Source organism: Herbaspirillum sp. C7C8, assembly GCF_022627875.1.
Taxonomy (GTDB): Bacteria; Pseudomonadota; Gammaproteobacteria; order Burkholderiales; family Burkholderiaceae_D; genus Herbaspirillum.
The window spans coordinates 394,926-420,594 of the sequence record NZ_JABXGG010000002.1 but is presented as its reverse complement, the minus strand read 5'-3'; the positions used below and the strand labels follow the sequence as shown (position 1 = coordinate 420,594).

General features: G+C 62.2%; 30 protein-coding genes. 15 read left to right on the top strand and 15 right to left on the bottom strand.

Features of this window, described 5'->3' with window-relative positions:
* Position 1: 1 nt before the first annotated feature.
* From HWE01_RS04190 to HWE01_RS04155, 8 genes are all read right to left on the bottom strand, one after another.
* Positions 2–487 (bottom strand): hypothetical protein, encoded by a 486-nt coding sequence (locus tag HWE01_RS04190; protein ID WP_237713524.1) that lies wholly within the window; start codon positions 485–487, stop codon positions 2–4.
* 239 nt (positions 488–726) lie between these two features.
* Positions 727–1,587, bottom strand: a complete 861-nt coding sequence (gene pssA / locus HWE01_RS04185) for a CDP-diacylglycerol--serine O-phosphatidyltransferase (RefSeq protein WP_241821149.1) — start codon at positions 1,585–1,587, stop codon at positions 727–729.
* A 117-nt stretch (positions 1,588–1,704) separates the two neighbouring features.
* The gene (locus HWE01_RS04180; RefSeq protein ID WP_175343226.1) at positions 1,705–2,349 is read right to left on the bottom strand and encodes a phosphatidylserine decarboxylase; all 645 of its coding nucleotides are present in this window, start codon (positions 2,347–2,349) and stop codon (positions 1,705–1,707) included.
* A 192-nt stretch (positions 2,350–2,541) separates the two neighbouring features.
* Positions 2,542–3,072: a vesicle formation protein gene (locus tag HWE01_RS04175; protein WP_241821148.1), complete on the bottom strand. Its 531-nt coding sequence runs from the start codon at positions 3,070–3,072 to the stop codon at positions 2,542–2,544.
* A gap of 121 nt (positions 3,073–3,193) precedes the next feature.
* The gene (locus tag HWE01_RS04170; RefSeq protein ID WP_241821147.1) at positions 3,194–3,985 is read right to left on the bottom strand and encodes an SIMPL domain-containing protein; all 792 of its coding nucleotides are present in this window, start codon (positions 3,983–3,985) and stop codon (positions 3,194–3,196) included.
* Between the two features lie 216 nt (positions 3,986–4,201).
* A complete protein-coding gene (gene ilvC, locus HWE01_RS04165) occupies positions 4,202–5,218 on the bottom strand; it encodes a ketol-acid reductoisomerase (RefSeq protein WP_006712890.1) in 1,017 nt (338 codons plus the stop codon).
* A 78-nt stretch (positions 5,219–5,296) separates the two neighbouring features.
* Positions 5,297–5,788, bottom strand: a complete 492-nt coding sequence (ilvN, locus tag HWE01_RS04160) for an acetolactate synthase small subunit (RefSeq protein ID WP_008327594.1) — start codon at positions 5,786–5,788, stop codon at positions 5,297–5,299.
* A gap of 1 nt (position 5,789) precedes the next feature.
* Positions 5,790–7,508: an acetolactate synthase 3 catalytic subunit gene (locus tag HWE01_RS04155; RefSeq protein ID WP_008327593.1), complete on the bottom strand. Its 1,719-nt coding sequence runs from the start codon at positions 7,506–7,508 to the stop codon at positions 5,790–5,792.
* 545 nt (positions 7,509–8,053) lie between these two features.
* Here HWE01_RS04155 and HWE01_RS04150 point away from each other — a divergent pair.
* The 5 genes from HWE01_RS04150 to HWE01_RS04130 all read left to right on the top strand — a co-directional run bounded on the left by HWE01_RS04150 (position 8,054) and on the right by HWE01_RS04130 (position 11,702).
* Positions 8,054–8,632: an RNA polymerase sigma factor gene (locus HWE01_RS04150; RefSeq protein WP_008327591.1), complete on the top strand. Its 579-nt coding sequence runs from the start codon at positions 8,054–8,056 to the stop codon at positions 8,630–8,632.
* Positions 8,629–9,036: a DUF3619 family protein gene (locus HWE01_RS04145; protein ID WP_008327590.1), complete on the top strand. Its 408-nt coding sequence runs from the start codon at positions 8,629–8,631 to the stop codon at positions 9,034–9,036. Before HWE01_RS04150 ends, HWE01_RS04145 begins: the two co-directional genes overlap by 4 nt.
* A 4-nt stretch (positions 9,037–9,040) precedes the next feature.
* Complete coding sequence (locus HWE01_RS04140) at positions 9,041–9,901, top strand: DUF3106 domain-containing protein (protein ID WP_241821146.1); 861 nt, start codon at positions 9,041–9,043, stop codon at positions 9,899–9,901.
* A gap of 250 nt (positions 9,902–10,151) precedes the next feature.
* Entirely contained in the window at positions 10,152–10,676 is a 525-nt protein-coding gene (locus HWE01_RS04135) for an RDD family protein (protein ID WP_008327588.1), read from the top strand.
* 96 nt (positions 10,677–10,772) lie between these two features.
* Positions 10,773–11,702: an esterase/lipase family protein gene (locus HWE01_RS04130; RefSeq protein ID WP_008327587.1), complete on the top strand. Its 930-nt coding sequence runs from the start codon at positions 10,773–10,775 to the stop codon at positions 11,700–11,702.
* A 101-nt stretch (positions 11,703–11,803) separates the two neighbouring features.
* Here HWE01_RS04130 and HWE01_RS04125 read toward each other — a convergent pair whose 3' ends face one another.
* Together HWE01_RS04125 and HWE01_RS04120 are read right to left on the bottom strand one after the other, a co-directional pair.
* A complete protein-coding gene (locus HWE01_RS04125; protein ID WP_034350146.1) occupies positions 11,804–12,151 on the bottom strand; it encodes a hypothetical protein in 348 nt (115 codons plus the stop codon).
* Positions 12,152–12,274: 123 nt separating this feature from the next.
* The gene (locus HWE01_RS04120) at positions 12,275–13,120 is read right to left on the bottom strand and encodes a ferritin-like domain-containing protein (RefSeq protein ID WP_241821145.1); all 846 of its coding nucleotides are present in this window, start codon (positions 13,118–13,120) and stop codon (positions 12,275–12,277) included.
* Positions 13,121–13,279: 159 nt separating this feature from the next.
* On the opposite strand from HWE01_RS04120, the gene HWE01_RS04115 reads away from it, so the two are divergent.
* From HWE01_RS04115 to HWE01_RS04100, 4 genes are read left to right on the top strand one after another with little or no spacing between them, the layout of a single operon-like run.
* Complete coding sequence (locus HWE01_RS04115) at positions 13,280–13,804, top strand: gamma carbonic anhydrase family protein (protein ID WP_008327583.1); 525 nt, start codon at positions 13,280–13,282, stop codon at positions 13,802–13,804.
* A 20-nt stretch (positions 13,805–13,824) separates the two neighbouring features.
* Positions 13,825–14,754: an Hsp33 family molecular chaperone HslO gene (gene hslO, locus HWE01_RS04110; protein WP_008327581.1), complete on the top strand. Its 930-nt coding sequence runs from the start codon at positions 13,825–13,827 to the stop codon at positions 14,752–14,754.
* Positions 14,751–15,065, top strand: a complete 315-nt coding sequence (locus HWE01_RS04105; protein ID WP_241821144.1) for a hypothetical protein — start codon at positions 14,751–14,753, stop codon at positions 15,063–15,065. Before hslO ends, HWE01_RS04105 begins: the two co-directional genes overlap by 4 nt.
* A 15-nt stretch (positions 15,066–15,080) precedes the next feature.
* A complete protein-coding gene (locus HWE01_RS04100) occupies positions 15,081–15,383 on the top strand; it encodes a type II toxin-antitoxin system RelE/ParE family toxin (protein WP_241821143.1) in 303 nt (100 codons plus the stop codon).
* Positions 15,384–15,391: 8 nt separating this feature from the next.
* Here the strand turns inward: HWE01_RS04100 and HWE01_RS04095 are convergent, their stop codons facing one another.
* On the bottom strand, positions 15,392–16,114 hold the full coding sequence (locus tag HWE01_RS04095; protein WP_241821142.1) for a pseudouridine synthase: 723 nt from the start codon (positions 16,112–16,114) through the stop codon (positions 15,392–15,394).
* Position 16,115: 1 nt separating this feature from the next.
* Positions 16,116–16,943 carry an RNA methyltransferase gene (locus HWE01_RS04090; RefSeq protein WP_241821141.1) on the bottom strand — a complete coding sequence of 276 codons (828 nt, stop codon included), beginning with the start codon at positions 16,941–16,943 and terminating at the stop codon, positions 16,116–16,118.
* A 317-nt stretch (positions 16,944–17,260) separates the two neighbouring features.
* Between HWE01_RS04090 and HWE01_RS04085 the strand changes: the two genes are divergently transcribed.
* From HWE01_RS04085 to HWE01_RS04065, 5 genes are all read left to right on the top strand, one after another.
* Positions 17,261–18,058 (top strand): inositol monophosphatase family protein, encoded by a 798-nt coding sequence (locus tag HWE01_RS04085; RefSeq protein ID WP_006712869.1) that lies wholly within the window; start codon positions 17,261–17,263, stop codon positions 18,056–18,058.
* 86 nt (positions 18,059–18,144) lie between these two features.
* Positions 18,145–18,669 carry a VOC family protein gene (locus HWE01_RS04080; RefSeq protein ID WP_008327569.1) on the top strand — a complete coding sequence of 175 codons (525 nt, stop codon included), beginning with the start codon at positions 18,145–18,147 and terminating at the stop codon, positions 18,667–18,669.
* Between the two features lie 32 nt (positions 18,670–18,701).
* Positions 18,702–19,457, top strand: a complete 756-nt coding sequence (locus HWE01_RS04075) for an alpha/beta fold hydrolase (protein WP_008327567.1) — start codon at positions 18,702–18,704, stop codon at positions 19,455–19,457.
* Positions 19,458–19,630: 173 nt separating this feature from the next.
* Positions 19,631–21,172 (top strand): DEAD/DEAH box helicase, encoded by a 1,542-nt coding sequence (locus tag HWE01_RS04070; RefSeq protein ID WP_241821140.1) that lies wholly within the window; start codon positions 19,631–19,633, stop codon positions 21,170–21,172.
* A 61-nt stretch (positions 21,173–21,233) separates the two neighbouring features.
* Positions 21,234–21,719, top strand: a complete 486-nt coding sequence (locus HWE01_RS04065; protein WP_241821139.1) for a GNAT family N-acetyltransferase — start codon at positions 21,234–21,236, stop codon at positions 21,717–21,719.
* Positions 21,720–21,817: 98 nt separating this feature from the next.
* On the opposite strand, the gene speB is transcribed toward HWE01_RS04065, so the two are convergent.
* Positions 21,818–22,771, bottom strand: a complete 954-nt coding sequence (speB, locus tag HWE01_RS04060; protein WP_008327564.1) for an agmatinase — start codon at positions 22,769–22,771, stop codon at positions 21,818–21,820.
* 137 nt (positions 22,772–22,908) lie between these two features.
* Here speB and HWE01_RS04055 point away from each other — a divergent pair, with 137 nt between their 5' ends.
* Positions 22,909–23,808, top strand: a complete 900-nt coding sequence (locus HWE01_RS04055; protein WP_241821138.1) for a LysR family transcriptional regulator — start codon at positions 22,909–22,911, stop codon at positions 23,806–23,808.
* Positions 23,809–23,886: 78 nt separating this feature from the next.
* On the opposite strand, the gene HWE01_RS04050 is transcribed toward HWE01_RS04055, so the two are convergent.
* Positions 23,887–25,020, bottom strand: a complete 1,134-nt coding sequence (locus HWE01_RS04050) for an ABC transporter ATP-binding protein (protein ID WP_008327561.1) — start codon at positions 25,018–25,020, stop codon at positions 23,887–23,889.
* A complete protein-coding gene (locus HWE01_RS04045; protein WP_241821137.1) occupies positions 25,017–25,667 on the bottom strand; it encodes an ABC transporter permease in 651 nt (216 codons plus the stop codon). The genes HWE01_RS04050 and HWE01_RS04045 overlap by 4 nt, the downstream gene beginning before the upstream one ends.
* Positions 25,668–25,669 lie beyond the last annotated feature (2 nt).

Below are 25,669 nucleotides of genomic sequence, written 5' to 3'. Positions count from 1 at the left end.
CTCAGGCCGTCGTCGAGATCAGGCCGCCGACCACGCTCTGATTGACGATGTCTTCGACGATGGAACCGGTCAGGTCGGGATTGGACTTGAGCAGCAAGGACAGCGGCGAAGCCAGGGCCTGTCCGCTGAACATGCCGGAGCCGTCGTAGATGCCCGTGTTGGAAGAAGAAGGGACGGAAATGCTGCCCAGCACGCCCTGGTAATAGGATTGGGTGGCCTCGGTCTGTGTGCTGTCCGGGGTGCTCACCGGCGTACCGGCACTGACAAAGCTGTCGAACAGACCGGCAGCATTGTAGGTCAGCCCGGCATTGTCGGCCGAGCCGCCTCCCAGAGTGACGATCACCGAAGCATCCGTCGACAGCGCGACCGCCTGAGCCAGGGCCGCAGGGTTGTTGGCTGGCTTGACCGGATTGCCGGGGACGACACCGGCAGGCAGGCCGTAGGGGTCGGAACCGCCGAGGGTTGTCAATGAAGTATCGATGGCCATGTTCATGCCGCCAATGTGGAATATGCAGGAAAAGACTGCTACCCGTCGATTCTAGGCAACTCCGGGGGCATGGGCAAGGCCGGGCATGGTCAGATGTCGCTGCTGTTTCCTTCAGTTACATTTTCCGATGTCTGAATGGAAACGATAAAAACCGATAGCCCCGATAGCCAGCGAAAAAACACCCGGTCTGAGCCGGGTGTGTTGCGTTGCCTTTTTTCTTGTTCTACAAGAAAACCGGATCAATGCGGGGCATCCCCGTGCTCATCCGTGGTCTGCACGATGCTGACCGGCTTGCCGTTCATGCGGCGCCAGACATAGACGCCATAGCCGGACAGGCCATACAGCACGAACAGTCCGAACAATACCTTGGACGGGTCGCTGGAAATGAGCACCAGTGCCACCACCACCAGCAGCGCCGCAATGAAGGGCACCGGCTTGCGGAAGTTGACATCCTTGAAGCTGTAGAACGGCACATTGGTGACCATGGTGATGCCGGCGTAGAGGGTAATGACCCAGGCGTACCAGCTCAGGTCGGTACCGGCAAAGCGCAGGTCATCCATCAGCCAGACGAAACCGGCCACCAGGGCGGCCGCGGCCGGGCTGGGCAAGCCCTGGAAGTAACGCTTGTCGACCACGGCGATGTTGGTATTGAAGCGGGCCAGGCGCAGCGCACCGCCGGCGCAGTAGACGAAGGCCGCCAGCCAGCCCAGCTTGCCCATGCCGCGCAGCGACCATTCATAGACCACCAGCGCCGGCGCGGCGCCGAAGGAGACCATGTCGGACAAGCTGTCATACTGGGCGCCGAATTCGCTTTGGGTATTGGTCATGCGGGCCACGCGACCATCCAGGCTGTCCAGCACCATGGCCACGAAGATGGCGATGGAGGCATAGTCGAACTTGAGGTTCATGGCCATCACGATGGCGTAGAACCCGCAGAAGAGCGCCGCCGTGGTGAAGGCGTTGGGCAACAGGTAGATGCCGCGCGAGCGCCGCCGCGCCACTACCTGCCCGGCCTCGTCCAGTTGCGCGACCTTGGGGCGGCGCAGGGATTTCGGGAAGGGAATGCCGGGCTTGGCCTTGCGTCGTCGTAATGTGGGCATCGATATCTATCAGTGAGGAGGACGGAAATCGCAGTACGCAGTCTGCGCTTGGGCCTCATCCGTGGTACCGCTGCAAGCGCATGCAGGGGTGGCCGCGGTGAGGCCTTCGTGGTGTGATCAGAGTTCGGCCAGAATGGTTTCGGTGGCCGAGACCTTTTCACCGACGGTGACCTTGGGGGTGGCCGTCAGCGGCAGGTACACGTCCACGCGCGAACCGAAACGGATGAAGCCATAGCGCTGACCACGGGCCAGGGTGTCGCCGGCCTTCACGTAGCAGAGGATACGGCGGGCGATCAGGCCAGCCACCTGCACGCAGGTCACGCTGTGGCCGCTGGTGGTGGTGATGGCCAGGGCGTTGCGTTCGTTTTCCAGCGAGGCCTTGTCGAGGTCGGCATTGACGAACTTGCCGGGGAAGTACTGCACCTTCTCGATCTTGCCATCCACCGGGGCACGGTTGGAATGGACGTTGAAGACGTTCATGAAGACGCTGATCTTCAGGGCTTCACGGTCAGTGTAGGGATCATGGGCACGGGCCACCACAACGATGCGGCCATCGGCCGGGGACAGCACGGCATTGGCGGCTTGCGGGATGACGCGCGGCGGGTCGCGGAAAAACTGCAGCACGAACAGCGCGATGATCCACAGCGGGAAGGACCAGGCGCCACAGAAATAGCTTGCCAGCGCTGCCACGACCACGGCGATGGTCAGGAAGGGCCAGCCTTCGCGGGCGATGATGGGATGGGGATAGTGGTTGTTGTTCAATGTTGCTCCAGGGATCGCGCGGTACTCGCGGAAAGTTCAAAAGTAAAAGCGTGCCTATTCTAGTCCAGCGCCCGTTAAATGCAATGAAATGCACCGCCACCAGGCCGGTGGCGGTGCATCTCGGGCCATTGAGCACAATGTTTCGAGGCGCCGCACGACATGAGCCGGGCCATCCGGGCCGGGCGGACCGCCTCAGCGCGGTTGCGGGCGCGAGAAGCTCAGCTTGAGCTCATTGCGCGCCAGGCCGCGCGGACCGGTCAGCTGCATCTGTCCGATCAGAATCGTCACTTCGGCGTCGGCGTAGTCCAGGCCGGTGACTTCCGTGATCTGGCGCAAGTCGCCCTGACGGCGCTCCTGCGGCTCGTCGGCGATGATACCGGGGGGCTCTTTCGCCAGCGGCGCACAAGCCTTCACATCGTTGACCAGGCGCTGATAGGCGCGACCCATGTCGGCCGACGTGGGATAGCGCCAGATGCAGGTATAGACCGAGGAATTGTCGGCAATGGCGCAACTCTCGGCACCATCGAGCATGAAGTTGGACAGATAGATCGGGCCGCGCTTCTCGCTCTTCATGACGGAATCGGGGCCGTCTTTCTTCCAGCCGTCAAAATGCGACTGCGACTGCTGGTGGATGGCGCGCAGGTCGGCACAGATGTCGGCATGGGCCGTGCTGGCCACCAGGGCGGTGAAGAGCGGCAGGAGCAGCTTGGTGAAGGTCCGCATGATGAGATGATCTTCTTGAAACGGAAAGGGAGGCCGATTATAGCCTCCCTCCCCTGCCAACCCGAGCGGGTTGACGATTCTTGATATGAAGCGTTCGGACCGAACGCTTCGGTTCATTGGCTTACTTGAAGCGCACCTTGCCCACCAGGCGCATGTTGACGGTGGATTCACCCGGCTCAAAGCTGGGCTCGGCGACCGATGTACTTTCCTGCGCCATGTCCGAACGCATCATGGCCTTGGCCATCATGGGCGCGGGCGCCGCTGCGGCATAGTTGCCGGAGCCTTCGAAGTCCACGGTTTCAACCACCGCATCCGATGGCGCACGGTGCATGGCATTGGCGATGAAGCCGATGCGCTCTTCCAGGTTGCGATAGGTGGCATTGACCAGGGTCGCATCCAGCTTCCTGGCCGCTGCCGGGCTCAAGCCGAATTGCAGGCCATTGAGGCTCATCAGGGCCTGGGCTGAGGAGACGGTCTTGGGCAGCGCCGCCAGGTTCTCGGTGGTCATCTCCAGATACTGGCCGACCCGCCATCCCACGACCTGACGCGCCTTGGCCGGTTGACGGGGCTGCTGCGGCGTGACCTGCGGTGGTTCCGCATAGACCGCGTAGGTGTAATAACCGTAGCTCTTCAGCGCGGCCTGCGGATCCTGCCGCTTGAGGAGCTCGATGCCCTGCTTCATCTTCTGGTTCACGCGGGAGGCGGCGGCAGACTTGTCCTTGTCCTGCTCTTCGACCTGCAGGGTCACGCGCGCCTGATCGTTCGGTACGCTGATTTCTCCGCTGGCCGGGACCACGACCAGGGTGCCGGTGGTCGGGACAGTCGCCGGGGCGCTGTTCGATGTCTGCGCCTGGGCAGCGATGCAGGCCGTGGCCAGGACGGCGCCCAGCATCAGTTTGCGGGAAGGTGTCATAAGGGATCCTCTTTATTCTTGGTCGGTGACGGGGGTGATGATAGCTTCATCTGCCAAGCATCTACCCGGCACTTCGACGACAGGTGTCAAGAATTGGTTCTTGGCCAAGTGCAACAAGCCGTAACGCAATGACCATGGGCGACACCGCACATGGACGAAAAAAAAACGCCACGGCGAACCGTGGCGTTTTCAGGGTCTTGCGCTGCCAGCGGCAGATCAGTTCTTGCTTTGATCGACCAGCTTGTTGGCCTTGATCCAGGGCATCATGGCGCGCAGCTTCTCGCCCACGATTTCGATCTGGTGTTCGGCGTTGATGCGACGACGCGACATCAGGGTCGGTGCACCGGCCTTGTTTTCCAGGATGAAGCTCTTGGCGTATTCGCCGGTCTGGATGTCTTCCAGCACCTTCTTCATGGCAGCCTTGCTTTCGGCGTTGATCACGCGCGGGCCGGTCACGTACTCGCCGTATTCGGCGTTGTTGGAGATCGAGTAGTTCATGTTGGCGATACCGCCTTCATAGATCAGGTCGACGATCAGCTTGAGCTCGTGCAGGCACTCGAAGTAAGCCATTTCCGGCGCGTAGCCAGCTTCGACCAGGGTTTCGAAACCGGCCTTGATCAGTTCCACGGTACCGCCGCACAGCACGGCTTGTTCGCCGAACAGGTCGGTTTCGGTTTCTTCGCGGAAGTTGGTTTCGATGATGCCGGCACGGCCGCCGCCGTTGGCGGTGGCGTACGACAGGGCCAGGTCACGGGCGCTGCCGGACTTGTCCTGGTGCACGGCGATCAGGTGCGGCACGCCGCCACCCTGGCTGTAGGTCGAACGCACGGTGTGGCCGGGGGCCTTGGGGGCGATCATGATGATGTCCAGGTCAGCGCGCGGCACGACCTGGCCATAGTGGATGTTGAAGCCGTGGGCGAAGGCCACGGTGGCGCCTTGCTTGGCGAAGGGCGCGACGTTTTCGGCATAGACCTGGCCGATGTTTTCGTCGGGCAGCAGGATCATGATGACGTCGGCATCCTTGACGGCGTCGTTGACTTCAGCGACCTTCAGGCCGGCCTTTTCAGCCTTGGACCAGGACGCACCGCCCTTGCGCAGGCCAACGGTCACCTTCACGCCGGAATCCTTCAGGTTCAGGGCGTGGGCGTGGCCTTGCGAACCGTAACCGATAATGGTCACGTTCTTGTTCTTGATCAGGGACAGGTCTGCGTCTTTGTCGTAGAAAACTTTCATGATTTTTTCCTATGTTCCGAGTAACTCGAATTTGAATGTATGTGTATGTGTGTGATGCGTACTGCCTGGCGCGGTCGATCAGATCTTCAGGATCCGCTCGCCACGGCCGATGCCGGAGCCGCCGGTACGGACCGTTTCCAGGATCGCGGTGCGATCCAGGGCGTCGATGAAGGCGTCCAGCTTGCTCTTGGCGCCGGTCAGCTCGATCGTGTAGGTCTTTTCGGTGACGTCGATGATGCGGCCACGGAAGATATCCGCAGTGCGTTTCATCTCTTCCCGTTCCTTGCCCACTGCGCGCACCTTGATCAACATCAGTTCGCGCTCGATGTGCGCGCCTTCGGTCAGATCGACGACCTTCACCACCTCGATCAGGCGGTTCAGGTGTTTGGTGATCTGTTCGATCACATCATCCGAACCCGAGGTCACGATGGTCATACGCGACAGGGTCGAATCTTCGGTGGGTGCAACGGTGAGCGTTTCGATGTTGTAGCCGCGTGCGGAGAACAGACCCACGACACGGGACAATGCGCCGGCTTCGTTTTCCAGCAGCACAGAAATGATATGGCGCATGTTAGAGATCCTCCGAACCCAGCAACATTTCAGTCAAACCCTTGCCCGCCTTGACCATCGGCCAGACGTTCTCGGTTTGATCCGTGATGAAGTTCATGAAGACCAGCCTGTCCTTCATGGCGAAGGCTTCGCGCAGCGCGCCATCGACATCGCCCGGTTTCTCGATTTTCATACCGACGTGGCCGTAGGACTCCGCCAGCTTGTTGAAGTCCGGCAGCGAATCCATGTAGGACTCGGAATAGCGCGAACCGTAGTCGATCTGCTGCCACTGGCGCACCATGCCCAGGAAGCGGTTGTTGAGCAGAATGATCTTGGGCGTCAGGTGATACTGCTTGCAGGTCGCCAGCTCCTGGATGCACATCTGGATCGAGGCTTCGCCGGTGATGCAGGCGACCGTCGCATCGGGGTTGGCCATCTGCACGCCCATGGCGTACGGCAGGCCCACGCCCATGGTGCCCAGGCCACCGGAATTGATCCAGCGGCGCGGCTTGTCGAAACCGTAGTATTGCGCAGCCCACATCTGGTGCTGGCCGACGTCGGAGGTGATGAAGGCATCGCCCTTGGTCACTTCCCACACCTTCTGCACCACGGATTGCGGCTTGATGAATTCGTCGGAGGTCGCGAACTTGAGGCAGTCACGCTTGCGCCATTCGTTGATCTGCTTCCACCAGGCATCCAGCGCCGCGCCGTTCTGGCGGGTCTCGGCCGAATCCAGTTGCGACAGCAGTTCCTGCAACACGTCCTTGACGTTGCCCACGATGGGGATGTCGACCTTGACGCGCTTGGAAATCGACGACGGATCGATATCGATATGAATGATCTTGCGGGCATGCGAAGCGAAGTGCTTCGGGTTGCCGATCACGCGGTCATCGAAGCGCGCGCCGATGGCGATCAACACGTCGCAGTGCTGCATGGCCATGTTGGCTTCGTAGGTACCGTGCATGCCGGGCATGCCCACGAACTTGTCGCTGGACGAACGATAGGCGCCCAGACCCATGAGGGTATTGGTACAGGGATAGCCCAGGCGATCGACCAGCTTGTTGAGCTCCGGCGCGGCATTGGCCAGGATGATGCCACCGCCGGTATAGATCATCGGGCGCTCGGCCGACAGCAGCAGTTGCAGCGCCTTGCGGATCTGACCCGAGTGGCCCTTGTCGACCGGCTTGTAGGAACGCATTTCCACCGCCTTCGGATACTCGTAGGCGCAGGTGTGCATGGTGATGTCCTTCGGAATATCGACCAGGACCGGGCCGGGACGGCCGGTGGTGGCGATATAGAAGGCTTTCTTGACGGTTTCCGCCAGGTCCTTCACATCCTTCACGAGGAAGTTGTGCTTCACGCAGGGGCGGGTGATACCGACGGTGTCGCACTCCTGGAACGCGTCCTGGCCGATGGCGGTCGACGGCACCTGGCCGGAGATCACCACCATGGGAATCGAATCCATGTAGGCCGTCGCCAGGCCGGTGACCGCATTGGTCACGCCAGGACCGGAAGTGACGATGGCCACGCCGACTTTCTGCGAGCTGCGCGAATACGCGTCAGCGGCATGCACGGCGGCCTGTTCGTGACGAACCAGGATGTGCTGGAATTTGTCTTGCTTGAAGATTGCGTCGTAGATGTAGAGGACGGCGCCACCAGGATAGCCGAAGACGTGTTCAACACCCTCTTCAGCCAGGCATCGGACGAGTATGTCCGCGCCGGTGAGTTGCTCAGCACTCATGCTGCTTCCTTTCAAGGTCCATTGGAAATTGATCGGATGTTCTCTCCTGACGGAATCGCATTCGTCGTCTTGCCGGCAGCATCCCTTTATTGTGCGGTCACGCCGTTTCTGCGCTCCAACCGTAGTGGAGTTTGAAACGCCGCTCAACGCGACTCGTTCAGCCTTGGATCAAGTTCGACTTTTACTGATTCCTCGCGCTTGTGGCACGGGTTAGAACAAACAAGCTTTAAACCTATAAAGCGTTTCCTCGCACCGGCACGACCTTATGTGAAGCACCGGCAAGGAACAAAAACGCCCCAGATGTGGGAGGCGGAGAACAGGACAGTAATGCGTTGCATCATTTTGGTCAAGCGAATTCCGGTGAAATCGTTGTCAATACTCGCGTTCGCCGACGCGGCCGCGGATAAACTTCAGGACAAGGAGGACCATTTTTGCTAGCATTCGGTCTGCTTTTTGACGATTTCTTGCATTTTTCGCATCTAGGCTGGCCAGGATGAAGGTTTTTAACTGATCTGGCCGGTGACCCATCCGGCACACCGTATTGCATGGCAACTGACAAAGAACTCTCCGATTTTCTTGAAAGTGTCGAACGCCGCGCCTTCAAACAGGCGGTGTATGCCGTGCGCAAGGATGAAGTGGCGCTGGACGTCGTTCAGGATGCAATGATCAAGCTGGCCGAGAAATACGGCGACAAGCCGGTCGAGGAACTGCCGATGCTGTTCCAGCGCATCCTGCAGAACACCATTCACGATTTCTTCCGCCGCGAAAAGGTGCGCAACACCTGGGTCAGCCTGTTCTCCAGCTTTGGCGGCAATGGCGGCGACGGCGAGGGCGGCGAGGATTTCGACCTGCTCGAGAGCCTGGAGTCGGCAGACGGCACGGAAGCGGCCGAATCCAGCGCCGACAAGGTCGAGCGCGAGCAGACCCTGAACCTCATCGATGCGGAGATACAAAAGCTGCCGACACGTCAACGGGAAGCGTTCCTGATGCGTTACTGGCAGGACATGGACGTGGCGGAAACAGCCGCCGCCATGGGTTGCTCCGAAGGTAGCGTCAAAACCCATTGCTCCCGCGCAACACACGCGCTGGCTCAAGCTCTCAGAGCCAAAGGAATCTCATTATGACCAACAAGGAAATGCAGTTCGCCTACAAGGTGAAGCTGGCGCTTGACGCCAATCTGGACAATCTGTCCGACGACACGTTGCAAAGCCTGGCGGCGGCCCGCCGCGTCGCGCTGGCGCGCAAGAAGCAGGCGCCGATCCACGTGCGCGTGCAGCAGCCCGTGCTGGCCGGTGCCCTGGGTGGCGCCATGATGTCATCCGAAAAACCGTCGTGGTGGAATCGCCTGGGCGTGGCTGCCCCGCTGCTGCTGGGCATCGTTCTGTTCGCCGGCATCTATCAGCACGAACACGCCAAGCGCGTGAGCTACCTGGCTGACATCGATGCGGCCGTACTCTCCGACGAGCTGCCGCTGTCGGCTTATCTGGATCATGGTTTCAACGCCTACCTGGCCGAAAAGGGACAATAAGACGATGCACAAGACCACCGGCACTGCTGCAAAGGCTTGCGTTCGCCCCTGGCGCATTGCGCTGGCGCTGGCGGTGCTGGCCGGTGGATTGAGCTGCGCCTGGACCGTGGCACAGAATGCGCCGGCGCAAAGCGCCCCGACCGCTGCAGCACCGGCAGCAGCCAGCGTCACCCCGGCACCGGCTGCCGCCCCCGGCACAACAGCGACGACACCATCCCCCGCGCCGGCAGCCGCTGCCACGCATGCCAACAAGTCGACCGGCAAGTCTGCTGCCCGCAAACCGGAGAACAAGCTGGCCTGGGCCAACCTGTCGCCCGCCCAGCGCCAGGCCCTGGAACCGCTGACCGGCGAATGGCCGCGCATGAGTGAGCTGCAGCGGGAAAAATGGCTGGAAATCGGCAAGCGCTACACCAGGATGAAGCCGGAAGCGCAACAGCGCCTGCACGAGCGCATGCGCGACTGGGTCAAGCTCACGCCGGCCGAGCGCAGCGCCGCCCGTACCAATTACGCCCGCGCCAAGAAGCTGGATGCGGAAGAAAAGCACGAGCAATGGGCCAAGTACCAGCAACTTTCCGAAGAACAGAAAAAGAAGCTGGCCGAATCCCGGCTGCCCAGACGCGTGGCCAAGTTGCCGACCTCGCCCTCTGCGGCAGCCCCGGCCATCCAGTTGCCCGCCGAGGCACTGGACCGGCCGTTGCCTGTCGTCCCCGCCCCCACCCCTGCCACAGCACCGGCGCCTGCGCTGGTGCCGGGCTCGCAAGCCACCCCGGTGCCCGCGATGGCGCCGACGGCATCGGCACCCACGACCGTGGCCGTCAGTGCAGCCGTCGTCCCTGGCACCACGGAATCGAGCGATAGCAAGTAAGCCCGGGCAGATACTGCCCGCTTTCACCTGCTGCCCCTACCTTCTCAGCCTTCCTGCCGCCGCCCCCTGCATGCGGCGGCATTGGCACATCCATAGCCAGGACAACTCAGCGCATGATGCACATTCTTGCCCTGCCTCAAGCATGCGCATAGGCAAGCGCGCCTGATTGCATTACCATCTGGCGGCCATGTCGCTCACCACGCGCCGATGGCTTCAGATCACCCCATCCAGAACGGAATCCACAGGAACCATGCCGGAACTGACCACGCCCTCCCTGCGCCGCCGCATGAGCAGCATGCTCTATGAATCCATGCTGCTGTTTGGCGTGCTGTTCATGTCGGGCTGGCTGTTTTCGACACTGCTGCAGCAGCGCCACGCGCTTTACCTGCGTCATGCCCTGGAGGGCTGGCTGTTCCTGGTACTGGCGGCCTACTTCATCTGGTTCTGGACCCACGGCGGACAGACGCTGGCCATGAAGACCTGGCGTTTTCGCGTGGTCGACCGCGACGGCCTGCCGCTGCGCCCCTGGCGCGCCCTGCTGCGCTTCCTGCTGGCCTGGCTGTGGATACTGCCGGGCCTGGCGCTGGCTTCGCTCACGCGCAGCCAGGCCTGGTTGCTGTTTCTGATCCCCGCAGCCAACCTGCTGCTGTGGGCCATGACCGCGCGCATGGATCCGCATGGCCAGTTCCTGCACGACCGCCTGGCCGGCACCCGCCTGGTCGACCTCACGCCGCGCCCCCGGGCCGCCGACAGTCCGCCTGACGCCAAGTCATGAAGACGACATGAGCGCCCCGCCGCGCTCTGTTATGCTCTCGGCCGAAGGGTTGCAGCCGCATGCCCTTGGACCTGACCGCCTCCGACCGACGCCCGCATGATTTCACGCATCTCCAGAACCCTGCTCCTCATCCAGTTCGGCATCGCGATCCTGTTCTACTTCCTGTTGCGGCATTTCGACTGGCCCATCCTGGCCGCTGCAGGAGGGGGCGTACTGATCGTGCTGCTGCTGCGCGCCCAAATCACCGCCAACAGCTTTTTCCTGACCTGGCCCTATCGCGGCCGCACCTCCAACCCGGTGGAGATCACCTGGCTGCAGATCGCTACACTGTTCCTGCGCGAATTCCGCGCCACCATGCTGTGCTCGTCCTGGGGCATGCCCTTCCTGCGCTTCGAACAGTTCAGCTACCCCGACACGACCTCGCTGCCGGTGCTGCTCATCCACGGCTACGGCTGCAACAGCGGCTATTGGCGCTGGATGAGCCTGGAGCTGCGCGAAGCCCGCATTACCCACTACGCGCTGGACATGGAACCGGTCTTCGGCAGCATCGATGACTACGCGCCCCTGGTGCATGCAGCCGTGCAACGCGTACTGGCCGAGACCGGGCAGAAAAAGATCGTCATCCTCGCCCACAGCATGGGCGGACTGGCTGCCCGCGCCTACCTGCGCGATCACGGCTGCGACCGCGTGGCCCGCGTGATCACCCTGGGCACGCCACACCATGGCACGGCCATTGCCAACTTCGGCATCGGCATCAACTGCGGTGAAATGAACTGGCTGGGCCGCTACGAAGAAGGACGCAGCAGCGAATGGTTGCAAAAGCTGGCCGCCACCGAAGAAGCCGATGCGCTGGGCCACATCGTGTCGATCTATTCCCAGCACGACAACATCATCTCGCCGCAAAGCTCGGCCCACCTGGAGGGCGCCTGGAACATCCCGGTCATCGGCATCGGCCACGTCGCCCTGGCACTGGAACCCTCGATCCAGAAGATGGTGATCGACCTGATCCACAACGCCCGCGACTGAGCGCAGCGTCCGCTTGCGCCCTGTAAGCAAGAAGCCGTCCGGCGGGAGCGGGACGGCTTCTCGGATGAGGCTGCACCGCCTCCGGCGGGGCCAGGGTGGGCTTACTTCTTGGATGCGTCCTGCAGCTTCTGACCGGCTTCTTCCATCTTTTCACCGGTCTTCTGGGCCAGCTCCTTGGCGCCTTCCTTGGTCTTTTCGTAGGCTTCCTTGGCGTCGGCCTTGGCCTTGTCCATGGCGCCATCGAGCTTGGAACCGGACTCGGAAGCCTGGTCCTTGGTCTGGCCGCTCACTTCATCGAGTTTCTTGCCGGCGTCCTGCACCGCACCGTCGATCTTCTTGCCCAACGCTTCGGCCGGACCCGGCTCTTCCTTCTTCTGGCAGGCCGCCAGCAGGGTAATGGCCGCCAGACTCACCGCCACGCCGGCCAGCAGTTTGGACATCTTGTTCATGTTCTCATCCTTTCCATTCATGGTTGACGATCCCGAGCTATCGGGATGGGGGTGACGATAGCACAGCGGCAAGCGCCTGCCTGCCGCTGCGAAAATTGCTTACATTTCTTGCAAATCCGTCGATCATCGCGAAACGTCGCTGAACATCAACATTTCTTCATCAGAAAAGCCAGCCGCGCGGCGCGCCTCCAGATTGAAGGGGCCGCGCAGCGGCGGCGCCCGGTGGCGCCGGCACAGCTCGGCGAAGCTTGTCACGGGATCAAGCTGGCGCTGCGCGCACAGCCAGTTGAACCAGCGGTTGCCGATGAGTACATGGCCGACCTCGTCGCGCATGATGATATCCAGAATCTCGGCGGCCGCCAGGTCACCGGCCTGCGCCAGCTTGGCGCGCACCGGCGGCGCCGCGTCCAGCCCGCGCGCTTCGAGCGTACGCGGCACCAGGGCGATACGGGCCAGGACGTCGTCCTTGGTCGATTCGGCCATGTCCCACAAGGCGTTGTGGGCGGTGAAATCGCCATAGCGGTAGCCTAGCGTCTTCAGATGATCGGCCAACAAACTGAAGTGACAGGCTTCCTCGTCGGCCACCTGCAGCCAGTCTTCATAGAATTGGCGCGGCATGCCGGCAAAGCGCCAGAGCGCATCCAGCGCCAGGTTGATGGCATTGAACTCGATATGCGCCAGCGCGTGGATCAGCGCAGCCCTGCCCTCAGGTGTGCCCATGGAACGATGCTTCACCTCCAGCGGCGAAACCAGCTCGGGACGCGCCGGGCGGCCAGGGATGCCGGTGGCAGATTCGGTGGCGGCCAGGTCGTCTGTTTCCAGCGCTACCTGCCCCGCCTGCCAGGCAAGGCGCAAGGCCCGCACGGAACTGCACTTGAGCGCAGGACGCGTTTCCCTCAGGCAAGACAGCGCGGCGCTACGCAGGCGGGTGAATGAAAAGACTTCATCTGGGGACGAGACGTGATCCAAGGAACTGACTTTCAGGGAAGGTAGAATACGCGGTTGAGGACGCCGACTTTGCCTCCATATGAAAAAATATGAAGATAAATGTCCAATAATGCAAGCCGGGACAAGGCAGAGCCGAGGCATCACCCACCGACCAGCAGGTAACGAGGAGACAATTTTATTATGGCGATCTACCAATTGGCAGAGGACATTCCCGAGATCCACGACACCGCCTTCGTGGCCGAGTCGTCCACGGTCGTGGGCAAGGTGAAGATGGAGGCGCATTCCAGCGTCTGGTTCAACGTGGCCATTCGTGGCGACAATGAGCTCATCACCATCGGTGAGAACAGCAACGTGCAGGAAGGGGCGGTGCTGCACACCGATGTGGGCTATCCGATGGTGATCGGCAAGAACGTCACGGTCGGGCACCAGGCCATGCTGCATGGCTGCACCATCGGTGAAGGTGCGCTCATCGGCATCCAGGCAGTGGTACTCAATGGCGCCAAGATCGGCAGGAACTGCCTGGTCGGCGCCGGTGCCCTGGTCACCGAGGGCAAGGAGTTTCCCGACAACTCCCTGATCATCGGTGCTCCCGCCAAGGCGGTTCGCCAGTTGAGTGAAGAAGATATCGCGCGCATGCGGGCTGGCACCGACAGCTACGTGCAGCGCGCGCAACAGTTCAAGACCCAGCTCAAGCGCATAGCCTGAGCGGTCAAGCAAAGGAAACGATGAAAGACACGCTGCAAAAATTCCTGGTCGACAACGCGCCCGTACGAGGCGAACTGGTCGAGATTTCCGATACCTGGCGCCAGGTGCAAGCGCGCCGCGACTATCCCGTTGCGGTCCGTACGCTCCTGGGCGAAATGCTGGCCGCCTCGGCCCTGCTGTCGGCCAATCTGAAGTTCAACGGCATGATCGTCATGCAGATCCATGGCGACGGCCCGGTCAAGCTGCTGGTGGTCGAATGCGACTCCGAGCTGCAACTGCGCGCCACTGCCAAGCTGGCTGACGGTGCCGAGATGGCTGACGATGCCACGCTGACCGATCTGGTCAACGCCAATGGTCATGGGCGCTTCGTCATCACGCTCGATCCCAAGGACAAGCTGCCCGGCCAGCAAGCCTACCAGGGCGTAGTGCCGCTGGATGGCGAGAGCGTGGCCACTGTCATCGAGAACTACATGCTGCGCTCCGAACAGCTCGATACCAAGCTGTGGCTGGCCGCGGATGAAAAGGTCTCGCGCGGCCTGCTGCTGCAGAAGCTGCCTTCCATTGGCGGTACCGCAGCGCCGACTGCCAAGCCGGAAGGTGAACTGGAAGACTGGAACCACATGGTCATGCTGGGCGATACCTTGAAGCGCGAGGAATTGCTCTCCACCGACATCGCCACGCTGATGCACCGCCTGTTCTGGGAGCAGACCATCCGCGTCTTCGACCCGGTGCATCCGCAATTCCACTGCTCCTGCTCGCGCGAGAAGGTCGGCAACATGTTGAAGATGCTGGGTCAGGAAGAAGTGGCTGAGGCACTGTCACAGATGGAAAAGCTGGCCATCGACTGCGATTTCTGCGGCCAGCATTACGAGTTCGATGCGGTCGATTGCGCACAGCTGTTCGTGGCCGATGTGGGTGGTGCGAGCGAGGCGAGTGACGCGCGGCATTGAGCGGGCGCGAGTGGGTGGGGCAGAAGAATTTCGGGAAAATCGGAAAGAACAAGGTTCCGGCAAAAACCGACAGCGGTATTTCAAATGGCCAGGTCTATAATCGCCGAATGACTTCCGCCACCCACCTCCTCGCCGACAAATACCCTGTGGCCCGCGACGCCGGGCCGTCCGCCATCGGCCCGCGGACAGAGGAAGAGCAAAAGCTTCTGGCGCTGATCGACGAGGGCCTGCAATCCGGCCCCGCCATCGACATCACCATTGACGAGCTCGCCAGTCAACTACGCGAGCGCATCCGTAACAAGACAGCATGACAGGTGCGCATGCGCATGCGTTTGTCCCCCGTCGCGCAACGCGACATCCTCGACATCACCGACCATTACACTGCACTTTCGCCACACCTGGGCGAACGCTTCACGGAAGAACTCACCACCACCTTACACGACCTGACAAGGCAACCCGGCATGGGATCGCGGCGCTATGCCCACCTTCTGCCGGATCGCTCGCTGCGGATGTGGCGGCTGGATCACTTCCCTTACCTTCTGTTCTATCGCGCGCGCGATGACACCTTCAGTCTGCTGCGCGTGCTGCACGAACGCCGCGCCCTGTCAGCGGATGCCCTGCGTTACTGAGCCCTGGCTTACTCTGCATCCGGCACCAGCAAGGCCATCTGCCCGGCATCCAGATACGTCCACTCCCCTTCTTCCAGTTCCAGCGCCTCCAGCTGCAAGCCGCCGATGGCGGTGCGCTGCAAGGCGCTGCAATGGTTGCCGGCTGCGGCCAGCATGCGCTTGACCTGGTGATACTTGCCCTGCTCCAGCACGATTTCCAGCAGGTTCTCACCCAGTTGACGGCAACGGGTAGCCGACAGCGGCGCCGGTTCGTCATGCAGTTGCACGCCGGCCTTCAGTTGCGCGATCAAGGCCTCGGTCACCGGCTCGGCCGTGGTGGCCGCATAGACCTTGGGCACGTGGCGCTTGGGTGAGGACTGCGCGTGAATGAACGCGCCGTCGTCGGACATCAGCAGCAGGCCGGTCGTGTCGTGATCCAGCCGCCCCACCGGCTGCACGTCGCGCCAGGTGAACTGTTCCGGCAGCAGCGTCAACACGCCCGGATGATGGCTGGGCTTGCGCGAGCATTCGATGTTCTGCGGCTTGTTGATGGCGATGTAGACGTGTTCGCGGTATTCCCACTCTTCCTCGAAGATGGTCAGCACCAGGCCGTTGGTATCCGGGGTGGCGCGGTAGTCGTCCACCACCTCGCCATGAATCGACACTTCACCATCCTCGATGAGTTCACGGCAATATTTGCGCGAACCGAACCCCTGCGATTGCAGGATGCGGTCCAGGGTCAGCTTGGCCATGTCAGCCTTCTCCTTGTTCGTTTTGTTCTTGCCGGCCGGCCTTGGCCTGCTTCGGTTCCAGAATCTGGCGGGCGATGCCGCGCAGGATGTTGACCTCTTCGGTCTCCAGCCGGGCGCGCGAGAACATGCGTTTCAAGCGCGGCATCAGCTTCTTGGGATTGTCCGGGTTGAGAAAATCGATGGCCACCAGAGCCTGCTCCAGATGCGTAAACATACCCTCGATCTCGGCCACGCTGGCGCTCTCCCCGTGGAAACCCACCTCGCCCGGCGCACGCGCATCGCCACTGGTCTGCATCGGGCCACCCTGCACTTCCAGCTCGGTCATGCGGCATTCATAGGCCAGCACCTGCACCGCCTGCGACAGGTTCAGCGAGGAATAGTCCGGGTTGGCGGGAATATTGAGCAAGGCATTGCACTTCTGCACCACCTCATTGGGCAGGCCAAAACGCTCATTGCCAAACAAGAGGGCGGCATTCAAGCCGGTATCACGGGAAAGCTGCCCCGCCAGCTCGCGCGGCGACACCACCGGCGGCGAGAATTCACGCAAACGGGCACTGACAGCGGCAGCGAAGTTGCATCCCTGCAACGCTTCTTCCACGCTGCCAACGATGCGTGCATTTTGCAACACATCGAGCGCGCCGCTGGCGAAGGCAATGGCTTCATCTTCCTTCACCGCGTCCGGAAAGCGCGGATTGACCAGCACCAGCTCCGAAAAGCCCATGGTCTTGATGGCCCGTGCGGCCGAGCCGATGTTGCCGGGACTGCTGGTATTGACCAGCACGAAACGCAAACGGCTGAAAAGAGATTGTCCTGACACTTGCTTGTTCATTTAAAATAGCGGGATTCGCGCCCCAGGATAGGATGTTGGCAAAACGCCAATGTTGCAGCAAGGCTGTCAACCCAGGTCGACTTGTTGACCGACTTGACCGACGCCACTGCCCCTGGACTGCCTGGCAAACCCGCAAGCATAACAGCCGCGGGCGGCGCAACGCTCATTAATTTCATCGTCGCACTGGTTTGACTGCCGGGTTTCGCCTGGCCAGCTGTTCCGCATGCTTGTCGCGGAAAGCCGGCTGGTCGGCCATGGCGACGATGAGCAACGCAGCCATCGTCTTCGGTGGCCGCAATTTTAACGGAACCATCGGAATGATCATCCCACCCATGCTCAATACGGCGATCAAGGCAGCCCGCCGCGCCGCTACCATCATCAACCGCGCGTCCTTCGACGTGTCGCTGCTGAAAGTGTCGAAGAAGTCGCACAACGACTTCGTCACCGAGGTGGACAAGGCAGCCGAGGATGCCATCATCGACGTGCTCAAGAACGCCTACCCCGACCACGCCATCCTGGCCGAGGAATCGGGTGCGTCCGACAACCTGCACGATGAAAACGAAAACGTCTGGATCATCGATCCGCTGGACGGCACCACCAACTTCATCCACGGTTTCCCGCAATACTGTGTCTCGATCGCCCTGCAACAGCGCGGCATCATCACGCAAGCCGTGGTCTACGACCCCACCCGCAACGATCTGTTCACCGCCTCCAAGGGTGCTGGCGCCTACCTGAACGAAAAGCGCATCCGCGTGGGCAAGCGCGACAAGATCGCCGATGCCCTGATCGGTACCGGTTTCCCCTTCCGTGACCTCGATGGCCTGAACGAATACGTCACCATGTTCAAGGTCATGACCGAGCACAGCGCCGGCCTGCGCCGCCCGGGCGCGGCCGCCCTGGACCTGGCCTATGTGGCCGCCGGCCGCCTGGACGGCTTCTTCGAGAAGGGCCTGAAGCCCTGGGACATCGCCGCCGGCTCCCTGCTGGTGACCGAAGCGGGCGGTATCGTGGGCACCTTCAAGGGTGACTCCGACTACCTCTACAAGGGCGACGTCATCGCCGGCAGTCCGAAGATCTTCGCGCAGCAAGTGAACCTGCTCTCCGAATTCGCCTGAACGACGCCATTGCAATAAACCCGTCTCCTCATGGCGTCCGGCATTGCTGCTATAGTGCGGCTACCGGCGCAGACCGAGGAGACGACATGAACATTCCTTCCCAGCAAGCCAGCAACGAGCAGGCCCATTGCGCGTTGCCGCCCGGCTACCACAGCGTCACTCCCTACCTGATCGTCAAGACCTCGGCTGATGCCATCGCCTTCTACCGGCGCGCCTTCGACGCGGCCGAGATCATGCGACTGGACGGCCCGCACGGCAAGGTCTGGCATGCCGAGATCCAGATCGGCAATGCCCGCATCATGCTGGCCGACGAACATCCCGAACTCGGTTTCCTGAGCCCGCAAACCCTGGGTGGCGCAGGCGTGAGCCTGCTGATCTATGTCGCCGATGTCGATACGGTATTCACCCAGGCGCTTGCCGCCGGGGCGGTACAACTGCGCCCGGTACAGAACCAGTTCTACGGTGATCGTTCCGGCACCCTGCGCGATCCCTTCGGTCATGTCTGGTCCATTGCCACGCATATCGAAGATCTCAGCAATGAAGAAATCTGCGCGCGCTCGCGCGAGATGCTGGCGCGCCGCTGCAAGAAGCTGGCCGACGAAAAGAACTGATCCATCCTGACCAGAATACGACCGGAAGCCCTATGCCCTTTGCCCTCAGCGACAACCGCAAGATTCACTACCAGGTCGAGGGCCGGGGCCCGTCCCTGCTGCTGCACCACGGCTTTACAAGCAGCCTGGAAGCCTGGCGTTTCTTCGGCTTCACGGCGGTGTTGCGCGAGCACTACCAGGTCATCCAGTTCGATGCGCTGGGCCACGGCCAGAGCGACAAGCCGCATGATCCAGCCGCCTACACCCAAGTGCAGCGTTGCCGCGATGCCCTGGCCGTGCTGGATGCAGTGGGCATTGAACGAACCCACTTCTTCGGTTATTCGCTGGGCGGCTGGGTCGGCTACGGCCTGGTGCGCCATGCGCCCGAACGGCTGCACAGCCTCATCCTGGGTGCTGCGCACCCGTATGAAGATCGCAGCTGGGATGGCTTCCACGGCATCGACGGACGCGATCCGGAAGCCTTCATCGCCACCTTCGAAGGCTTGCTCGACGAACAGATTTCAGCGCAAGTGAAGATGCTCATCCGTGCCAATGACCTGGAGGCGCTGGCCGCTGCCGCCCAGCAGCCGCGCCCCTCGCAGGAAGACCTGCTGGCCCGCATGGACCTGCCCTGCCTGCTCTTCTGCGGCGATGCCGATGCGCGTCATGCGGCGGTCCAACGTACGGCGGCCTTGTTGCCGCAGGGTGAATTCGTCAGCTTGCCGGGCGTGACCCACTTCGGCGGGCTGATGCAGAGCGCACTGGTTTTGCCGCCCGTGCTGAGCTTTCTGGCACAGCGTCAACGATGAGCTGAGCGCGGGCCTGTCTCAAAATAATTCACGTCGTACGCGGGCTGCGCTGTTATACTGCGGCCTGCGCGGCGTATAGCCAGTCAAGTCCGCGCCCTCCTCAAGTTCCAACCCGTTTGCCTGCGACTGGCGCCCGCAAGGGGCCACAGGCCAAACCCCAATTTCAGAGTCTCATGTCATTTTCCGCGCTCGGCTTGTCCGACGAAATCGTTCGTGCCGTTTCCGAACAAGGCTATACCTCCCCCACCCCGATTCAGGCCCAAGCCGTCCCCGCCGTGCTCTCCGGCGGTGACCTGCTGGCTGGCGCCCAGACCGGCACCGGCAAGACCGCCGGCTTCACCCTGCCGCTGCTGCAACGCCTCTCGGCCATGCCGCGCCAGAAGATCAACGGCCACCTGCCCATCCGCGCGCTGATCCTGGCGCCCACCCGAGAACTGGCAGCCCAGGTCGAAGAAAGCGTGCGCCAGTACGGCAAGTACCTGCCGCTGACCTCCGCCTGCATCTTCGGCGGCGTCGGCATCCATCCGCAGATCGCACTCTTGAAGCGCGGCGTCGATATTCTGGTCGCCACCCCCGGCCGCCTGCTGGACCACATGCAGCAAGGCACCGTGAACCTGCAGCACATCCAGATCCTGGTGCTGGACGAAGCCGACCGCATGCTGGACATGGGCTTCATCCGCGACATCCGCAAGGTGCTGGCCGCGCTGCCGCCCAAGCGCCAGAACCTGCTGTTCTCGGCCACCTTCGCCGATGAAATCAAGAAGCTGGCCGACAGCCTGTTGAACAACCCGACCCTGATCGAAGTGGCGCGCCGCAACTCCACCGTGGAAGTGATCGCCCAGAAGATCCACCCGGTCGACCGCGACAAGAAGCACCCCATGCTGGCGCACCTGATCAAGACCCACCAGTGGAAGCAGGTGCTGGTCTTCACCCGCACCAAGCACGGCGCCAACAAGCTGGTCGAGCAACTGGCGCGCGACGGCATCACCGCCATGGCGATCCACGGCAACAAGAGCCAGTCGGCCCGCACCAAGGCCCTGGCCGAATTCAAGGACGGCAAGCTGACCGCCCTGATCGCCACCGACATCGCCGCGCGTGGCATCGACATCGACCAGCTGCCACACGTGGTCAACTACGATCTGCCCAATGTGCCGGAAGATTACGTCCACCGCATCGGCCGCACCGGCCGCGCCGGCGCTACCGGCGAAGCCGTCTCGCTGGTCTGCGTGGATGAGCGCGACCTGCTGCACGACATCGAGCGCTTCATCAAGCGCGAAATCCCTGTGGAAGTGATCGCCGGTTTCGAACCCGATCCGACCGCCAAGCCGCAACCGATCCAGCTGCGCAGCGGCCAGGGCCGTCACCAGAACGGTGGCGGACGTGGTGGTCAACGCAGCGCCCCGCGCAAGCCAGCCGGCAACGGCAATGCAGCAGCACCCAAGCCGACCGGTGGCAACGCCGGTCATGGTCAAGCCGCCAAGCCGCGCGCAGCAGCCAATAGCAACGGTAACGGCAATGCCGCCCGCGGCCAGGGTGGACGTGGCAATGGCGGCGGCAACGGTGGCAATGCGGGCAACGGCGGCAACAATGCCAACCGCGCTCCCAAGCCTGCCAATGCCAACGGCCAGCCGCGCAATGCCGGCCAGCAGCAGCGCCAGGGTGGTCCGCGTCCGTCGGCCCTGACCCATGGCGGCCAGCGCGCAGCGGGCAAGTAAGTCCGCAGCCAGCCCCTGCTGATCAACAACGTTCATCATCCATCACAAGAAAAGGAACGACATGAGTGTGACCGTCATCAAGGCCGACCTCGGCAACGCCGCCCACGCGGCAGCGCTGTTCGAGACGCTCAATGCCTACGCTTGCGACGCCATGGGCGGCGGCAAGCAGCTCTCCGACTACGTGCGCGAGAACCTGGCCGCCGAACTGAAGAAACGTCCCACCGCCCATGTCTTCCTGGCCTTCGATGGCGAGACCCCGGCGGGTCTGGCGACCTGCATCGAAGGTTTCTCCACCTTCGCCTGCAAGCCGCTGCTCAATCTGCATGACCTGGCCGTGATGCCGGCCTATCGCGGCCAGGGCGTGGCCAGGCTGCTGCTGGCGGCGGTCGAAGAACAAGCCCGCCAGCTGGGTTGCTGCAAGCTCACGCTGGAGGTCCTGGAAGGCAATGCAGTGGCGCGCTCGCTGTATCGCGCCTGCGGCTTCGAGGGCTACGAACTGAAAGCCGAAACCGGCAAGGCCATGTTCATGCAGAAGCCGCTGAGCTGAACGCTGTCAATCTGATTGCCTGCAAAAAAGCCTGCATCGACCCATGCAGGCTTTTTGCTTTTTTGCCGGATCCTTCACATCCCGTTAGTTCCGCTGCCTCAGGCCCGGTATTTCACGCCCGGCAGGATGCACAACATTTCATACGCCAGATTGGCCGCCACCAGCGCGGTAGTCCCGGCCTGGTCATAGGGCGGCGACACCTCCACCACATCGGCCGAGACGATATCGAGCCCCTTGCATCCACGAATGATTTCCAAGCCCTGCTGCACCGTCAGCCCGCCAATCTCCGGCGTGCCGGTGCCGGGGGCAAAGGCGGGGTCCAGGCCATCGATGTCGAAGGTGAGATAGACCGGGCCATCCCCCATCTGGGTACGTACCTCTTCCATCAGCGGCACCAGCGAACGGTGCCAGCAGGCTTCGGCCTGCACCACCCGGAAGCCCTGGGCGCGGCACCAGTCGAAGTCGTCGGCGTGATAGCCGGTACCGCGCAGGCCGATCTGCACCACCCGCTGCGGGTCCAGCAAGCCTTCCTCGAAGGCGCGCCGGAACGGTGTGCCGTGGGCGATCTTCTCGCCGTTCATGGTGTCATTGACGTCAGCATGGGCATCCACGTGGATCAGCCCGACCGGGCCGCGATGACGCGCCATGGCGCGCAGGATGGGCAAGGTCAGCGTGTGGTCGCCTCCCAGGCTGATGGTCTTGCAGCCGGTGGCATAGATGCGCTCATACGCCTCTTCGATCATGCGCACTGAATCCAGCAGGCTGTAAGGATTGAGGGCGACGTCGCCCAGATCGGCCACCTTCAGGGAATCGAAGGGCGCGGCACGGGTGGCCATGTTGTAGGGGCGCAGCAGTACCGATTCCGTACGGATCTGGCGCGGCCCGAAACGCGTCCCCGAGCGGTTGGAGGTGCCGATATCCAGCGGTACGCCCACGAAACCCACATCCAGCCCGAGCGGATTGTCCACATGCGGCAGCCGCATCATGGTGGCGATACCACCAAAACGCGGCATTACGTTACCGCCGAGAGGTTGATAGAGATCATGTTCCATCGATTTGCATCCTTGAGTGTTCAGTAAGATGCAGTCGATTCTAGCGAGCCATTGAAGATGGAAATATCTCGATCTGACGACGCTCGCATCGATAATTATCGATGTAAAATCGACCACGCCTCCAACCCCGCACCCCCATGCTCAACAACATCTTCGATCTGGACCTGCGCCTGATCCGCGTCTTCCTGGCGGTGGTCGATTCCCACGGTGTCTCGGCGGCCCAGGCCCGGCTCAACGTCGGGCAATCCACCATCAGCACCCAGTTGAACACGCTCGAAACCCGGCTCGGCTACCGCCTCTGCGAGCGCGGCCGTTCCGGCTTCCGGCTGACCGCCAAAGGCGAGAAATTCGCCCTGGCGGCACGACGCATGATGGAAGCGCTTGATGAATTTGGCATGCAGGCGCGCCATCTCGACAAGCGCCTGGTCGGCACGCTGTCCATCGGCCTCATGGGCCACACTCCGGCGCAACACAATCACCGCCTGGCCGAAGTGATCCGTCGCTTCCGTGAGCGCGACGAAGCGGTACGCATCGAACTGCTGGTGCGCCCACCCGGCGAACTGGAAGAGATGCTGCTCAAGGGCAGCATCGCCCTTGCCATCGGCTACTTCTGGCGCCGTGTGACGGCCCTGCAGTACACCCCACTGACACTGGAACGCCAGGTGGCCTATTGCGCCCCGCCCCATCCCCTGTTCGACCAGCCCGGCGAGATCGCACCGGAACAGGCCGCCGCTTGCTCCTGGGCCTGGCGCGACTACCCGGTGCCGCCCGAACACCTGCCGCTACAACAACGCAACATCATGGCCATGACCGGCAACATGGAAGCCATGTCCATCCTCATCCTCTCCGGCCAGCACCTGGGCTACCTGCCCGAGGAAATGGGTCGTCAGTACGAGGCGCGCGGCCAGATGCGCGCCTTGAACCGGGCCAAGCTGGCCTATGACGTGGACATCAGCGTGGTCACCCATCGCAGCAGCGAGCGCACGCCCATCGTGGCAGCCTTCCTCGAAGACCTCGACCTCCCGCAAGCGCAATAAAAAAAGGGCGATGCCTGCGCATCGCCCTTTCCGTCTTCCTGCTTTTTTGCTTTTTGCTTCACATCAGGCCAAGCACGATCAAGCCGCCATCGCCATCCCGCGCGACTTCCCGGAGCTCAGATAGCTGGCGATGGAATCCTGCGTCACTTCGCCCACATAGCTGCCATCATTGGCGATGACCGGCATCCAGCTGGTGCTGTGCTTGTACATCTTGGAGAGCACCACGCGCAGGTTCTCTTCCGGATCGGCATTCATGGTGAAGGGACGCACCTTGTCCTCGGCCACCCCGGTGTTGCCGCGCACGTCGCGACGGGTCAGATAGCCCAGCGCCCGGTTGTCGGCATCGATGATGGTCAGATAGCGCGAATCCTGATCATCCATCAGCGCCAGGGCCTGGTCGCAGGACACATCCGGATGGGCCGTCGCCGGCGTGGTGGCGGCCTCGCCGGCACGTACCAGCAGCAGGCGCTTCAAGGTATGGTCCTGCCCCACGAAGGCGCTGACGAAATCATCCTTGGGACGCGCCAGCAAGGTATCGGGATTATCGAACTGCACCAGCTTGCCGGCGCGGAAGACGGCCACCCGGTCGCCCAGCTTGATGGCTTCGTCGATATCGTGGCTGACCATGATGACGGTCTTGTTGAGCTGGCGCTGCATCTGGAAGAACTCGTTCTGGATCGATTCACGGTTGATCGGATCGACCGCGCCGAAGGGTTCGTCCATCAACAGCACCGGCGCATCGGCCGCCAGCGCACGGATGACGCCGATACGCTGCTGCTGGCCACCGGAGAGTTCGCGCGGATAGCGCTTCAAGAATTTCTTCGGATCCAGCGCCACCATGGCCATCAGTTCGGTGGCACGCTCCTGGCAACGCTTCTTGTCCCAGCCCAACAGGCGCGGCACGATGGTGATGTTTTCCTCGATGGTCATGTTGGGGAACAGGCCGATCTGCTGGATCACGTAGCCGATGTGGCGGCGCAGTTCCACTTCATCGATGCCGGAGGTGTCCTGGCCGTTCAAGAGCACGCGGCCCGAGGTCGGGTTGATGAGGCGATTGATCATCTTCAGGGTGGTGGTCTTGCCGCATCCCGAAGGGCCGAGGAAGACGCAGATCTCGCCTTCAGCCACCTTCAGGCTGACGGCATCCACCGCCTTGACCTGCGTACCATCCTTTTGGGTGTAGGTTTTGCTCAGTTGGTCCAGTTCGATCATTTTTGTACTCCTTTGGGTGTCAGGATTTTCTGCAGACGTTCCAGCAGGGTGTCCGCGATGATGGCCAGCACGCTGATCATCACCGCGCCCACCACGAGTTTCTGCATGTTGCTCTGGCTGATGGCATGCAGGATCAGCACGCCCAGCCCACCGGCACCGATGATGGCCGCAATGGCCATGACGCCGATGTTCATCACCACGGCAGTGCGCACACCGCCCAGGATCACGGGAACTGCCAGCGGCAGGTCCACCATGCGCAGGCGCTGCCAGAAGGTCATGCCGATGCCGATGCCGGCTTCCTTGATACCGGCCTCGATGTTCTCCAGCGCCAGATAGGTGTTGCGCATGATCGGCAAGAGCGAGTACAGGAACACGGCCGTGATGGCCGGCAAGGGGCCGATGCCGGCGCCAAATTGCGAGAACACCGGGATCATCAGGCCGAACAGCGCAATCGAAGGCAGCGTCAGCACGATGGTCGCCAGTCCCATCAGGGGACCGGCCAGCCAGCGCACCCGCACGATCAGGATGCCCAGCGGTACGCCGATGGCAATGGCCAGGCTCACCGCGATGCCCACCAGCTCAAGATGCTGCAGGGTCAGATCAAGGATGTTGCGCCAGTCCGATTGCAGGTAGTCGAAGATATTCATGG